The 13,861-nt window shown below is 68.7% G+C and carries 11 protein-coding genes; 6 read left to right on the top strand and 5 right to left on the bottom strand.

Translation table 11 applies throughout. The features are described 5' to 3' along the window. The 5 genes from ftsH to serA form a co-directional block, all read left to right on the top strand. Positions 1 to 1,450 (top strand): ATP-dependent zinc metalloprotease FtsH (ftsH, locus tag AC3XYG_RS20955; protein ID WP_489141810.1); only part of this gene is annotated, 1,450 nt, incomplete at its 5' end. A gap of 4 nt (positions 1,451 to 1,454) precedes the next feature. Then, positions 1,455 to 2,618 carry a dihydropteroate synthase gene (gene folP, locus AC3XYG_RS20950; protein ID WP_489141809.1) on the top strand — a complete coding sequence of 388 codons (1,164 nt, stop codon included), beginning with the start codon at positions 1,455 to 1,457 and terminating at the stop codon, positions 2,616 to 2,618. After that, positions 2,615 to 3,973 (top strand): phosphoglucosamine mutase, encoded by a 1,359-nt coding sequence (gene glmM / locus AC3XYG_RS20945; RefSeq protein ID WP_489141808.1) that lies wholly within the window; start codon positions 2,615 to 2,617, stop codon positions 3,971 to 3,973. Before folP ends, glmM begins: the two co-directional genes overlap by 4 nt. A gap of 212 nt (positions 3,974 to 4,185) precedes the next feature. After that, positions 4,186 to 5,370 (top strand): phosphoserine transaminase, encoded by a 1,185-nt coding sequence (locus tag AC3XYG_RS20940; protein ID WP_489141807.1) that lies wholly within the window; start codon positions 4,186 to 4,188, stop codon positions 5,368 to 5,370. 88 nt (positions 5,371 to 5,458) lie between these two features. Continuing rightward, positions 5,459 to 7,036: a phosphoglycerate dehydrogenase gene (gene serA, locus AC3XYG_RS20935; protein WP_489141806.1), complete on the top strand. Its 1,578-nt coding sequence runs from the start codon at positions 5,459 to 5,461 to the stop codon at positions 7,034 to 7,036. A 178-nt stretch (positions 7,037 to 7,214) separates the two neighbouring features. Here serA and AC3XYG_RS20930 read toward each other — a convergent pair whose 3' ends face one another. The 5 genes from AC3XYG_RS20930 to AC3XYG_RS20910 form a co-directional block, all read right to left on the bottom strand. Continuing rightward, positions 7,215 to 8,156, bottom strand: coding sequence for an ABC transporter substrate-binding protein (locus AC3XYG_RS20930; RefSeq protein ID WP_489141805.1), 942 nt, complete (start codon positions 8,154 to 8,156; stop codon positions 7,215 to 7,217). Positions 8,157 to 8,217: 61 nt separating this feature from the next. Continuing rightward, positions 8,218 to 9,219: an ABC transporter permease gene (locus AC3XYG_RS20925; RefSeq protein ID WP_489141804.1), complete on the bottom strand. Its 1,002-nt coding sequence runs from the start codon at positions 9,217 to 9,219 to the stop codon at positions 8,218 to 8,220. Beyond that, the gene (locus tag AC3XYG_RS20920) at positions 9,216 to 10,769 is read right to left on the bottom strand and encodes a sugar ABC transporter ATP-binding protein (protein WP_489141803.1); all 1,554 of its coding nucleotides are present in this window, start codon (positions 10,767 to 10,769) and stop codon (positions 9,216 to 9,218) included. Before AC3XYG_RS20920 ends, AC3XYG_RS20925 begins: the two co-directional genes overlap by 4 nt. Continuing rightward, complete coding sequence (locus AC3XYG_RS20915; RefSeq protein WP_489141802.1) at positions 10,766 to 11,791, bottom strand: LacI family DNA-binding transcriptional regulator; 1,026 nt, start codon at positions 11,789 to 11,791, stop codon at positions 10,766 to 10,768. Before AC3XYG_RS20915 ends, AC3XYG_RS20920 begins: the two co-directional genes overlap by 4 nt. A gap of 104 nt (positions 11,792 to 11,895) precedes the next feature. Next, on the bottom strand, positions 11,896 to 12,543 hold the full coding sequence (locus tag AC3XYG_RS20910; RefSeq protein WP_489141801.1) for a TetR/AcrR family transcriptional regulator: 648 nt from the start codon (positions 12,541 to 12,543) through the stop codon (positions 11,896 to 11,898). A gap of 150 nt (positions 12,544 to 12,693) precedes the next feature. Here AC3XYG_RS20910 and AC3XYG_RS20905 point away from each other — a divergent pair, with 150 nt between their 5' ends. Beyond that, positions 12,694 to 13,791, top strand: a complete 1,098-nt coding sequence (locus AC3XYG_RS20905) for an HlyD family secretion protein (protein ID WP_489141800.1) — start codon at positions 12,694 to 12,696, stop codon at positions 13,789 to 13,791. Positions 13,792 to 13,861: the final 70 nt, after the last annotated feature.

Below are 13,861 nucleotides of genomic sequence, written 5' to 3'. Positions count from 1 at the left end.
CATCGACGAGGCGAAGCAGGAGCTCGAGGAGATCGTCGAGTTCCTGAAGGACCCGCAGAAGTTCCAGCGCCTGGGCGGCAAGATTCCCAAGGGCGTGCTGCTGGTCGGCCCGCCCGGCACCGGTAAGACCCTGACCGCCCGCGCGGTCGCGGGTGAAGCCAATGTGCCGTTCTTCACGATCTCCGGTTCGGACTTCGTCGAGATGTTCGTCGGCGTCGGCGCCTCTCGTGTCCGCGACATGTTCGAACAGGGCAAGAAGAACGCCCCCTGCATCATCTTCATCGACGAAATCGACGCGGTCGGCCGCCATCGCGGCGCCGGCCTGGGCGGTGGCAACGATGAGCGGGAGCAGACGCTGAACCAGCTGCTGGTCGAGATGGACGGCTTCGAGGCGAATGAGGGCGTGATCCTGATCGCCGCCACCAACCGCCCCGACGTGCTGGACCCGGCACTGCTGCGTCCCGGCCGCTTCGACCGGCAGGTCGTGGTGCCGAACCCGGACATCATGGGCCGCGAGAAGATCCTCAAGGTCCATATGCGCAAGGTGCCGCTGGCGCCGGACGTTGAGCCGCGCACCATCGCCCGCGGCACGCCCGGCTTCTCCGGCGCGGATCTCGCCAACCTGGTCAACGAGGCGGCGCTGCTGGCCGCCCGCCGCGGCAAGCGCGTGGTCGGGCATGCCGAGTTCGAGGAAGCCAAGGACAAGGTCATGATGGGCGCGGAACGCCGCTCCATGGTCATGACCGACGAAGAGAAGAAGACCACGGCCTATCACGAGGCCGGCCATGCCATCGTCGGGCTGTACGTGCCCGAACATGACCCGATCCACAAGGCGACGATCATTCCGCGCGGCCGGGCCCTGGGCATGGTGATCAGCCTGCCGGAGAACGACCGCATCAGCTGGGCCAAGATCCAGATGGAATCGCGGCTGGCGATGACCTTCGGCGGTCGTCTGGCGGAAGAGCTGATCTTCGGGCCGGAGCGGGTGACCAGCGGTGCGTCGAGCGACATCCAGGCCGCCACCAACCTGGCGCGCGCCATGATCACCGAATGGGGCATGTCCCCGCGGCTGGGCCGGCTGCGCTACAGCTCGAACGGCCAGGAGGTCTTCCTCGGCCATTCGGTGACGCAGACCCAGAACGTGTCGGAAGAGACGGCGCGGATCATCGACGAGGAGATGCGTCGCCTGATCGAGGAGTCCGAGAACAAGGCCCGGAGCATCCTGACCGAGCACATCGACCAGCTGCATCTGCTGGCCAACGCCCTGCTCGAATACGAGACGCTGACGGGCGACGAGCTGCGCGGGCTGGTGCTGCGGGGCGAACCGATCGTGCGACCGGAGCCGAATGACGAGCCGCCGCCGCCGAAGCGGCCGACCAGCGGCAAGCGCACCTCGGTGCCGTCAGGCGGGGCCAAGGGCATGGATCCGGAGCCCCAGCCGGGCACCTGATGGTATGATTGCTGATCTCGACCACGGGCCGCGCGGTAGCGCGGCCCGTGCCGTTTGTCTCACCGACGAATTTGCGCCCTGGGCCGCCCGGCCCGGGGTGCGCCTGTATCTGCGCCCCCTCGGCCTGACCGACGCCGCCCCCGGCGCACTGCCCCTGGCCGGCGGCCCGCTGTCCTTCGACCGGGTCGAGTTGGTGCTGCGCGATGCCGGAAACCACATCGAACGCGTGATCGCCGACCTCGCCACGCTGCGCCGCTGGGCCGGGTCCCGTGGCCTGACCGCCATCATCGACGACCGGCTCGACCGGTTCAGCCAGGCGCGCCCGCCCTTCGCCGGGCTAGACCTGGACCGGCCCCGTATCATGGGCATCGTCAACGTCACCCCCGACAGCTTCTCCGACGGCGGCGACTTCGCCGAATCCGGCCGCGCCGTGGCGCATGGCTTGGCGCTGGCCGAGGCGGGGGCTGACATTCTCGACATCGGCGGCGAATCCACCCGGCCCGGCTCAGCGGCGGTGTCGCCGCAGGAGGAGATCGCCCGGATCGAGCCGGTGATCCGGGACCTGGCCAATCGCGGCCTGACGATCTCGGTCGACACCCGCCACGCCGCGGTCATGACGGCCGCGCTGGCCGCTGGTGCCCGCATCGTCAACGATGTTACGGCACTGACCCATGATGCCGGCAGCCTGGAGGTCGTCGTCCGCGCCGGCTGCCCGGTGGTGCTGATGCACATCCGGGGCGAGCCGAAGACGATGCAGGACGCCCCGTCCTATGACGACGTGCTGCTCGACTTCCATGACTGGCTGGAAGAGCGGGTCGCGGCCGGCGTCGCCGCCGGCGTGCCGCGTGGCCGCATCGCCATCGACCCCGGCATCGGCTTCGGCAAGAAGTCCCTGGCCCACAACCTGCCGCTGTTGCGTGGTCTGTCCGTGCTGCACGGGCTCGGCTGCACCGTGCTGCTCGGCGCGTCGCGCAAGCGCTTCATCGGCACGCTGACGGGGATCGAGGATCCGAAGGGGCGGGTGGCCGGCTCGGTTGCGGCGGGGCTGTACGGCGTCGCCCAGGGCGTGCAAATTCTGCGCGTGCATGATGTGTCGGAAACCCTGCAGGCGCTGGCCGTATGGACGGCGCTGCAGGCGGGCACCGGAGAGGGAGAGGACGATCGATGACGCGCAAGCTGTTCGGGACCGATGGCATTCGCGGCCGTGCGAATGTCGAGCCGATGACGGCGGAGACCGCCCTCAAGGTGGCGACCGCAGCTGCGGCTCAGTTCCGGCGCGGCGATCATCGCCACCTCGTGGTCATCGGCAAGGACACGCGGCTGTCCGGCTACCTGCTCGAACCGGCGCTGACCGCCGGCTTCATCGGCGCCGGCATGGACGTCACCCTGGTCGGCCCGATCCCGACCCCGGCCATCGCCATGCTGACCCGGTCGCTGCGCGCCGATCTCGGGGTGATGATCTCGGCCTCGCACAACCCGTTCGAGGACAACGGCATCAAGCTGTTCGGACCCGACGGCTACAAGCTGTCCGATGAGGTTGAGAAGGCGATCGAGGACCGCATCGCCCAGCCGACCGACGACCAGCTGGCGTCACCGGCCAAGATCGGCCGCGCCCGGCGGCTGGACGACGCCTCCGGCCGCTACATCGAATACGCCAAGAACACCTTCCCCAAGGGCCTGCGGCTGGACGGCCTCAAGGTCGTGGTCGATTGCGCCAATGGCGCCGCCTACAAGGTCGCGCCGGCAGTGTTGTGGGAGCTGGGGGCCGAGGTCATCACCATCGGCGTGGCCCCCGACGGCCTGAACATCAACAAGGGCTGCGGCGCGACCGCGACCGATGTGATGCAGCAGGCTGTGGTCGCCCATGGCGCCCATCTCGGCGTGTCGCTCGACGGCGATGCCGACCGGCTGATCATGGCCGACGAGACCGGCCGCCAGATCGACGGCGACCAACTGATGGCGATGATCGCCCGCGACTGGTCGGCCTCCGGCCGGCTGGTGCAGCCGGCGGTGGTGGCCACGGTCATGTCCAATCTCGGCATGGAGCGGTTCCTCGGCGGGCTCGGCATCGACCTGATTCGCACCGCGGTCGGCGATCGCTATGTGGTCGAGACCATGCGCGAGCGCGGCTTCAACCTCGGCGGCGAACAATCCGGCCATATCGTCATGAGCGACTACGCCACCACCGGCGACGGGCTGATCGCGGCGCTGCAGGTGCTGGCGGTGATCCAGCAGTCGGGCCGGAAGTCGAGCGAGGTGTTCCGGGTGTTCGAGCCGATGCCGCAGCGGCTGCGCAGCGTGCGCTTCACCCTGGCGGCCGGCGTCGCGTCGCCGCTGGAGCAGGCGCCGGTCCAGAAGGCCATTGCCGCGGCCGAGGCCCGGCTGGGCAAGGACGGCCGCCTGCTGATCCGGAAATCCGGCACCGAGCCGGTGATCCGGGTGATGGCGGAGGGCGAGGACGCTGCGCTGATCGAAGCCCTGGTCGGCGAGATCTGCGCCACGATCGAACACGCCGCGGCCTGAGGCTCGCGCTCATCTGTCATTGCCGGGCTTGACCCTGCAATCCAGGGGCCACCAAGAGCTCCGGAAAGCCCTGGACCCTCGGGTCAAGCCCGAGGATGACAGTGAAAGCGGGGCAGGCTCCAAATACCGATTGACGGCGCCAAGCCGATCTCTATCCTCCGCGGCGGGCCACGTCCCCCCACCGGGACGCTCCTATCTGGAAGGATAGAAGAATGACTGCGAGCACGCTCGCCCCCACGCCCGGACTCCGTCCGCGCAACCCCAATTTCTCCTCTGGTCCCTGTGCCAAGCGTCCCGGCTGGTCGCTCGATGCGCTGCAGGATGCCGCCCTTGGCCGGTCGCATCGCGCCGGCATCGGCAAGGCCAAGCTCGCCGACGTGATCGAGCGGTCGAAGCGCGTGCTGCGCATGCCCGCCGACTGGCGCCTGGCCATCGTGCCGGGGTCGGACACCGGCGCCGTCGAGATGGCGCTGTGGACCCTGCTCGGCGCCCGCGGCGTCGACCTGCTGGCCTGGGAAAGCTTCGGCGAGGGCTGGGTCACCGATGTGGTCAAGCAGCTCAAGCTGCCCGATGTCCGCACCCTCAAGGCCGCCTATGGCGAACTGCCGGACCTGGGCCAGGTCGATTTCGACCGCGACGTGGTGCTGACCTGGAACGGCACCACTTCCGGCGTCCGCCTGGCCGATGGCGCCGCCATCCCGGCCGACCGCAAGGGCCTGGTGATCTGCGACGCCACCTCGGCCGCCTTCGCCATGGACCTGCCCTGGGACAAGCTCGATGTCGTCACCTGGTCCTGGCAGAAGGTGCTGGGCGGGGAGGGGGCGCACGGCATGCTGGCCCTGTCGCCCCGCGCGGTGGAGCGGCTGGAGAGCTATACCCCGGCCTGGCCGCTGCCGAAGCTGTTCCGCCTGACCTCCAAGGGCAAGCTGGCCGAAGGCCCGTTCAAGGGCGAGACCATCAACACCCCGTCGATGCTGTGCGTCGAGGACGCGATCGACGGCCTGCGCTGGGCCGAGGAGATCGGCGGCCTGGATAAGCTGATCGAGCGGTCGGAGAATAATCTCGCCGCCGTCGCCGGCTGGGTCGCGCGCACCCCCTGGGCCGACTTCCTGGCCGTGCAGCCGGAGACCCGCTCCTGCACCTCGATCTGCCTCAGGATCGTCGACCCCGCCATCACGGCGCTGGACGACGAGGCGCAGGCCGCGGTGCCGAAGAAGATCGCCTCGCTGCTGGAGAAGGAAGGCATCGCCTTCGACATCAACGGCTATCGCGATGCCCCCCCGGGCCTGCGGATCTGGGGCGGCGCCACGATCGACACCGCCGATCTCGAAGCGCTGCTGCCCTGGCTGGACTGGGCGTTCGACCGCGCCCGGTCCGAGCTGAAGCTGGCCGCCTGACCCTTCCCGTTCTTCCTGACAACGCCCTGCGCCTCGCCCCGCTTTGATGCGGGATGACGGGGCGCAGGTGCCGCTTCGGAGCACACCGATGCCCAAGGATCTCATTTCCGACGCCCTGTCCCCGGCCGCCGTCGCCATCTTCCGCGACCGTGGCGTCGAGGTCGACGTCAAGACCGACCTCAAGCCCGAGGAACTCAAGGCCATCATCGGCCAGTATGACGGCCTCGCCATCCGCTCGGCCACCAAGGTGACCAAGGAGGTGCTGGCCGCCGCGACCAACCTCAAGGTCGTCGGCCGCGCCGGCATCGGCGTCGACAATGTCGACGTCCCGGCCGCCACCCAGCGCGGCGTGGTGGTGATGAACACGCCGTTCGGCAATTCGATCACCACGGCCGAGCACGCCATCGCCATGATGTTCGCGCTGGCCCGGCAGCTGCCGGACGCCAACGCCTCGACCCATGCCGGCAAGTGGGAGAAGTCCCGCTTCATGGGCGTCGAGCTGTACGGCAAGACCCTCGGCCTGATCGGCTGCGGCAACATCGGATCGATCGTCGCCGACCGCGCCATCGGCCTGAAGATGAAGGTCATCGCCTACGACCCGTTCCTGTCGCCGGAACGGGCGCTGGACCTGGGCGTGGAGAAGGTCGATCTCGACGGGCTGTTCCAGCGGGTCGATTTCCTGACCCTGCACACGCCGCTGACCGACCAGACCCGGAACATCATCGACGCCGCGGCGATCGCGAAGATGAAGCCTGGCGTGCGCATCATCAATTGCGCCCGCGGCGGGCTGATCGTCGAGGACGACCTGCTGGCGGCGCTGAAGTCGGGCCATGTCGCCGGCGCGGCGTTGGACGTCTTCGCGGTCGAGCCGGCGAAGGACAGCGCCTTCTTCGGCCTGCCCAATGTGGTCTGCACCCCGCATCTCGGCGCCGCCACCAGCGAGGCGCAGGAGAATGTGGCGCTGCAGGTGGCCGAGCAGATCTCGGACTTCCTGCTGTCCGGCGCGGTCGTCAACGCGCTGAACATGCCGTCGGTGACGGCGGAGGAGGCGCCGAAGCTGAAGCCTTACCTCGCCCTGGTCGAGCAGCTCGGCGGCTTCGCAGGGCAGATCACCGAGACCCGGCTGAAGGCGGTCAACATCACCTATGAGGGCGACGTCGCGCTTCTGAACACCCGGCCGATCACCAGCGTGATCCTGGCCGGCCTGCTGCGGCCGCTGCTGGACAGCGTCAACATGGTGTCGGCGCCGGTGATCGCCCGCGACTACGACATCGACGTCAGCGAGACCAAGCGCGAGACCTGCGAGGACTATCACACGCTGGTACGGGTAACGGTGACGACGGAGCGGCAGACCCGCAGCATCGCCGGCTCGCTGTTCGCCGGCACCAAGCCGCGCATCGTCGAGGTCGAGGGCATCTCGCTCGAGGCCGAGCTGGCGCGCAACATGCTGTTCGTGCGCAACGAGGACAAGCCGGGCTTCATCGGCCGGCTCGGCACGGTGCTGGGCGATGCCGGCATCAACATCGCCAACTTCAATCTCGGCCGCCGGCCGGAAGGCGGCAGCGCCCTGGCGCTGGTGTCGGTCGACAGCCCGGTGCCGGACGCGATCGTCAAGGCCGTGCTGGCCCTGCCCAGCGTGGTCCAGGCCAAGGCGCTGAACTTCTGAACGATTGGTAGCAGTCTCAACGAAAACTCCGGCCTGAAAGGTCCGGGGTTTTCTTTTGCCACTCCCGAACCTGTCATTGCCGGGCTTGACCCGGCAATCCAGAAGCTGTCGACAGACTCTGGATGCCCGGATCAAGTCCGGGCATGACAGGTGTGGAGTAGGCGGCTCCGAAACCCGCTCAGAACGGCGAGTCGGGGTAGTAGAACTCCTTGGCGTTGTCCTTGGTCACCAGCGTGGCGTCCAGGATGTAGCGGCCGCGCACCGGCAGGTGGCCGTAGAGGTTGGCCGCCGTCAGGTCCATCGCCACCGCGACCATCGCCGGCGGGTACAGCACGTCGACCGGGATCATCTTGTCGCCGTCCATCACCTTCTTGACCATGTCCTTCATGCCGGCGCCGCCGATCACGAACTTGATGTCGGTGCGGTTGGCCTGCTTGATCGCCTCCAGCACGCCCACGGCCATGTCGTCATCCTGGCACCACACCGCGTCGATCTGCGGGAACTTGGCCAGGTAGTCCTGCATCACCTTGAAGGCGTCGTCGCGGCTCCAATTGCCGAACTGCTTGTCCAGCACCTTGATGCCGCTGCCCTGGATCGCCTCGTCGAAGCCCTTGATCCGCTCCTCGTCGATCACGATCGGCAGGCCGCGGATGACCACGACATTGCCGGTGCCCAGCGTGTCCTTGATGTATTTGCCGGCGACGCGGCCCAGCTCCGGGTTGTTGCCGGCGACGTAGAGGTCCTGGATCGACGGGTCGCTCAGCGCCCGGTCGACCACGGTGACGAACACGCCCTTCTGCTTCACTTGGCGCAGCGGGTCGGTCAGCTCGTCCGAATTGTGCGGCAGGGCGACCAGGGCGTTGATGCCCTGGGTGGTCAGATCCTCCAGCGCATTGGCCTGGGCGGCGCCGTCGGGCGAAGTCTTGACGATGACCTTGAGGCCGGGATAGCGGGCTTCCAGCGCCTTCGCCTCCTGCTCTGCGTGATAGACCACGCCGCCGGTCCAGCCATGATCGGCGGCCGGGATCGACACGGCCATGGTCTTGCTGTCCTGCGCCTGGGCCGAGGCCATGGCGGCCAGCAGGGCCGCCGCGGCAAGACCGATGAAACGGTACGTCATGGAATTCCTCCCCTTAAAATCAGGCCTGTTGCCGGACGGGCGGCCCTTTTCCCGCATTCGATCAGCCACCCGGCCGGCGCAGCAGCGAGCGCTGCACCAGCATGGCGATGATGATGATGGCACCCTGTACCGCGCTGATCAGGTACTCGCTGACCAGGTTCGACAGGGTCATGATGTTGCCGACGACCTCCAGGATCAGGGCGCCGCAGATGGTGCCCCAGATCCGGCCGACGCCGCCGCGCAGCGCGGTGCCGCCGACCACCACGGCGGTGATCGCTTGCAGCTCCCACAACAGCCCGGTGGTCGAGGTGGCGGAGCCCAGGCGCGGCACATAGACCAGCACGGCGACGGCGACGCAGACGCCCTGGATGACATAGGTCAGGGTGCGGATGCGGTCGACCGAGATGCCGGAATAGCGCGCGACCTCCTCGCTCGACCCCACCGCCCGGACATGGCGGCCGAAGGCGGTGCGGTACAGCACGAAGGCGCCGATCGCGCCGACGGCCAGGATCACCAGGATCGGCACCGGCACGCCGAACACCGTGCCGAAATACACCGGCCGGTACAGCGCCCGCAGGTCCGGCGCCTTCATCGCGATCGATCCGCCCTCGGCCAGCCAGATCAGCAGGCCGCGGAAGATGCCCATGGTGCCGAGCGTGACGATGAACGGCTCGATCCGCCCGACCGTGGTGATGAGGCCGTTGCCCAGGCCGCACAGCGCGCCGAGCATGATGGCCGCCGCCATGGCCAGGGCGATCAGGCTGGTGCCGTCGCCCAGCGGCGCCGCGTTCATCAGCAGGATCATGGCGCCGGCGACGAAGCCCGACATCGACCCGACCGACAAGTCCAGCCCGCCGGCGGTGATGACGAAGGTGGCGCCGACCGCGATGATGGCGATGAAGGCGCTGCGTGTCGCCACGTTCAGCAGGTTGTCGGCGCTGAGGAAGTTCGGGTTCAGCAGGGCGCCGACCACGATCAGGATGCCGAGCGCGATGAACGGCGCCGCGCTGCGCAGGTCGATCCGGAAGCCGCGCTTCGCCGGCATCAATGGTGTGGTGCTCATGCCTCCCCCGCCGGCCGTTCGGCCGGGTTCGTTGTTCGCACGCCGGTGGCGTAGGTGACGATCTCGTCCTCGGTCATCGCGTCGCCGGTGACCTCGCCGACGATCCGGCCGGACCGCATCACCAGGATGCGGTGGCACACGCCGATCAGCTCCTGCATCTCCGACGAGATGACGATGACCGACTTGCCCTGGGCCGCCAGCGCGGCGATGAAGCGGTAGATCTGCTCCTTGGTGCCGATGTCGATGCCGCGGGTCGGTTCGTCGATCACGACGATCTCCGGCTCCAGCAGCATCATCTTGCCCAGCAACAGCTTCTGCTGGTTGCCGCCGGACAGCTGCCCGGCCAGCAGATCCTTGCGCCGGGTGCGCACGTCGAAGTCGACGATCGCTTTGTCCAGCGCCTGCCATTCCCGCGCCGTGTCGATCACCGGCCCGCGGGTGAAGTGCTTCAGCGCGGCCAGGGTCAGGTTGATCCGCAGATCCTGGGCCAGCAGCAGGCCTTTGCCCTTGCGGTCCTCGCTCAGATACACGATCCCGGCCGCCATGCTGTCGCGCACGGTGGCGAAGCGCACCGGCTTGCCGTTGCGGCGGACCTCGCTCTGGCCGGGCCGCAGCCCCAGCACGCCCTCCAGCAGTTCGGTCCGGCCGGCGCCGACCAGCCCGGCGAAGCCCAGGATCTCGCCGCGGCGCAGCGTGAACGATGCGTCGACGGCATAGCCCGGGACGGTCGCGTTGCGGACCTCCAGCACCGGCTCGCCATCCGGCATCGCCGTCCGCGGCGGGTACAGATTGGCCATGTCGCGGCCGACCATCATCCGCGCCATATCCAGCGGCTCCAGCGCCGCCGCGGCATGGGTGCCGATCAGCTTGCCGTCGCGCAGCACCGTGACCCGGTCGGCAATGGTCTTCACTTCCGGCAGCCGGTGCGAGACGTACAGCACCGCGACGCCCTTGGCCCGGATGTCGCGGATGACGTTCAGCAGCGCGTCGGTCTCGATCGGGGTCAGCGACGCTGTCGGCTCGTCGAAGATCACCAGGCTGTGGGGCACCAGCAGCGCGCGGGCGATCTGCACCAGCTGGCGCTGGGCGATCGACAGCAGCGCCACCACCGTCGTCGGGTCGATCTCCGCCCCCAGGGCGCGCACAGCCTCGGCGGCTTGCCGGTTCTGGCTGCGGTCATCGACCGCGAGGCCGCGGCGCAGCTCCCGCCCCAGGAACAGGTTCTCGGCCACGGTCAGGTGCGGCGCCAGCAGGATTTCCTGATGCACCAGCACGATGCCATGCCGCTCGGCATCCACCGGACCGCTGAAGCGGATCGGCGCGCCATGCATGGCGATGGTCCCGGCGCTCGGCGCCAGATGGCCGGCCAGGATCTTCATCAGCGTCGACTTGCCGGCACCGTTCTCGCCGATGACGGCATGGACCTCGCCGGGCTTGAGGTCGAAGGCGATGTCCTGCAGCACAGCGACTGGGCCGAAGGACTTGCCCAGGCCGTCGACGGTCAGCAGCGATCCCTCGGCGGGACCAGGGGCGGGGGCGGCAAGGCTCATGGCAGATTGTCCCGCACGAAGATGTCGATCCGGATCCGCTCCTGGTCCGGCACGATCGGCACGCCCTCGCGCAGCGCCAGCATCACTCGCAGGGTGCTGCGCGCCATGTGCCCCGGATCCTGGTTGACGATGGCATCGATGGTGCCGCGGATCAGGTGGCGGCGGCTGAACTCGGTCAGCTCATGGCCGATGAACACCACCTCGCGGGCCCGGCCGGTCGCCTCCAGCGCCGCCACCACGCCCGGCGCGCCGGCGCCGACATTGTACAGGCCGACCAAGTCGGGGTTCTCGTCCAGCAGGGTGCGGGCCGCGGCCTCGACCCGGGCGGTGTCGTCGCGCGCCTCGCGCAGCGGCAGCACCTCCAGATGCGGATGCTCGCCTGATATGACCTGCTCGAAGCCGAATTGCCGTTCGATGTGGTCGCGCAGCTGCAGCGAGCCCGCGATCAGCCCGACCTTGCCCGGCCGCGGCCCGATGAACCGGCCCAGCAGGCTGCCTGCGGTGCGCCCGGCGGCATGGTTGTCCAGCCCGACATAGTGGCGGCGGCGGGTGCCGGGCAGGTCTGAGACCAGGGTGACGACGGTGATGCCGCGCACCGTCAGCGCGTTCAGCGCCTCGGCCACCGCGGGATGGTCGAGGGCGACGACGGCGACGCCGTCGGTATCGTCCGGCAGCCGTTCCAGCGCCTCGGCCAGGGCGTTGCCGTCGAACACGTCGACCTGGACGATATCCAGCACCACCCGATCGGCCGCGGTGCGGCGGGCCAGGGTGCGGAACTCCCGCTCCAGGTTGTGCATGAAGTCGTTGGTGCCGACCGGCAGGATCGCGGTGAAGTGGAAATCGCGGGCCCGCGACAGGCGCGACGCCAGCCGGTCCGGCTCGTAATGCAGGCGCTCGACCGCGGCTTTGACGCGATCCACCATGCGCGCATGCATGCCGGCACGCCCGTTCAGCACGCGATCGACCGTCGCGACACTGACACCGGCTTCGCGGGCGACGTCTTGCAGCGTCGTCTTGGCCACGGAGCTCCTCCCTGCCTGAAGGGATATCATCAAAGTTTGATGAAGGGAAATCAAACCGGGCGAGCGGAATGGACCCGTGGTTGGGGTCGCCTCGTCGAATCTCCCTACGGCCGCACCAGGCAGCCGCGCAGGAAGATGTCCACCGCCGTGTTCACCCGCCGCTCGATCTCGGCCCGCGATGGCAGGGGGGCGACGCCGAGCGTGGCGGCACGCAGCGGTTCGGCGATGGTCATCGAAACCAGTATCTGCGCGCCCATATGGCAGTCCTCCAGATGCAGCAGGCCGTGCTGGCGCTGCACCTCCAGCCAGATGCGAAGTGCCTCGGCGTTGCGGATCGGGCCGGCCTGGTAGAAGACCTGCGCCATCACCGGGAAGCGCACGGCCTCGGTGTGGATCAGGCGATTCAGCGCCACCGTTTCCTCGGCCAGGACCAGCCGCGCCAGTTCGTGCAGGAACTGGCGCAGCGCCTGTTCCGCCGCCGCGGGGTCGGGCCCGGCATCGCGGCCGATCGGGCTGCGCATCGCCATCGACCGGGTGTCGATCACCGCCTCCAGCAACGCCTCCTTGGTCGCGACGAAGCGGTAGATCGTCTTCTTCGACACGCCGGCGGCCTGGGCCACCGCCTCCATGCTGGTGCCGCCGAAACCCTGCGTCAGGAACATGCTGGTCGCCGCCTCCACGATCAGCTGGCGTGTGTCCGCCTCGCTGCGCTGGGGGGGACGCCCGCGGGGGCGTTTCGGCGTTTCGTGCATGTCTGGCCTCTCCGACGCGCAGTTGCGCGATGCGTCCCTGTGTCCCATCTTTCTTTGGAAACCGTCAAGTTTCCTAAATCGTCGCATCCAGGACCGGCCCATCCGGCGGGACGCGGTGGGCGGCGGTTTCGCTTTTGGAGGGCAAAAGCCATGACGCATCAGGTTCAGCCGGTTCAGCTCCGCGCCACTCGGTCGCCGGACGCCAGCCAGGCCTCATCAGTAGACGCACCGGCCACGCCGAAGCGCCGTTTCAGCCGGAAGCTCCTGCTGCTGCCGCTGGGCGTTGTTGTCCTGGCCGGCGCCGCCTGGTTCGGCTGGAACTACTGGACCGTCGGGCGCTTCCAGGAATCGACCGACGACGCCTATGTGAAGGCCGATTCGACCATCGTCGCCCCCAAGGTGTCGGGCTATCTGTCCGAGGTCCTGGTCGACGACAACCAGGCCGTGACCGCGGGCCAGCCGCTGGCCCGGATCGACGACCGCGACTACGCCGTGGCGCTGGACCAGGCCAAGGCCGACGTCGCCGCGGCGCAGGCCGACATCGCCAATGCCGAAGCCGCCATCCAGCAGCAGGGCGCGGCGATCGACCAGGCCCGCGCCACCGTGGCGGTGGACCAGGCGACGCTGACCTTCGCCCAGCAGCAGTACGACCGCTACACCACCCTGGCCAAGAGCGGCAACGGCAGCGTCCAGCAGGCGCAGCAGATGACCTCGAACATCCAGTCCGCGACCGCGACGCTGCAGCGCGACCAGGCGGCGGTGACGGCGTCGGAGAAGCAGCTCGACGTGCTGCGGGCCCAGCGCGACAAGGCCAACGCCACCCTGAAGCACGACCAGGCGGTGCAGAGCCAGGCCGAGCTGAACGTCAGCTACACCACCATCACCGCACCCTTGGCCGGGACCGTCGGCAACCGCACGCTGCGGGTCGGCCAGTATGTCCAGGCCGGCACCCAGCTGATGGCCGTGGTGCCGCTGTCCGAGACCTATGTCGTCGCCAACTTCAAGGAGACGCAGCTGACCGACGTGCATCGCGGCCAGCCGGTCGACATCTCGGTCGACACGTTCCCGGACGCGGCGATCAAGGGCCATGTCGACAGCCTGGCGCCGGCCAGCGGCCAGGAATTCGCCCTGCTGCCGCCGGACAACGCCACCGGCAACTTCACCACGATCGTCCAGCGCATCCCGGTCAAGGTCGTGCTCGACCCAACGATCCGCTGGCCGGCGAACTGCGCCCCGGCATGTCGGTGATCGCCACCATCGACACCAAGCAGGCCGACACCAAGCAGGCCGACGCCAAGCAGGCCGACGCCAAGCAGAG

It is taken from the genome of Inquilinus sp., from assembly GCF_057815775.1.
The sequence above is the reverse complement of the archived record's forward strand: the minus strand, read 5'-3'. Positions and strand labels throughout refer to the sequence as shown.

Bases quoted from the DNA above. Each gene is read 5' to 3' on its own strand.
- AC3XYG_RS20925 (WP_489141804.1), bottom strand. From the start codon at position 9,219: ATGAGCACCACACCATTGATGCCGGCGAAGCGCGGCTTCCGGATCGAC.
- AC3XYG_RS20905 (WP_489141800.1), top strand. From the start codon at position 12,694: ATGACGCATCAGGTTCAGCCGGTTCAGCTCCGCGCCACTCGGTCGCCG.
- glmM (WP_489141808.1), top strand. From the start codon at position 2,615: ATGACGCGCAAGCTGTTCGGGACCGATGGCATTCGCGGCCGTGCGAAT.
- AC3XYG_RS20920 (WP_489141803.1), bottom strand. From the start codon at position 10,769: ATGAGCCTTGCCGCCCCCGCCCCTGGTCCCGCCGAGGGATCGCTGCTG.
- AC3XYG_RS20940 (WP_489141807.1), top strand. From the start codon at position 4,186: ATGACTGCGAGCACGCTCGCCCCCACGCCCGGACTCCGTCCGCGCAAC.
- serA (WP_489141806.1), top strand. From the start codon at position 5,459: ATGCCCAAGGATCTCATTTCCGACGCCCTGTCCCCGGCCGCCGTCGCC.
- folP (WP_489141809.1), top strand. From the start codon at position 1,455: ATGATTGCTGATCTCGACCACGGGCCGCGCGGTAGCGCGGCCCGTGCC.
- AC3XYG_RS20910 (WP_489141801.1), bottom strand. From the start codon at position 12,543: ATGCACGAAACGCCGAAACGCCCCCGCGGGCGTCCCCCCCAGCGCAGC.
- AC3XYG_RS20930 (WP_489141805.1), bottom strand. From the start codon at position 8,156: ATGACGTACCGTTTCATCGGTCTTGCCGCGGCGGCCCTGCTGGCCGCC.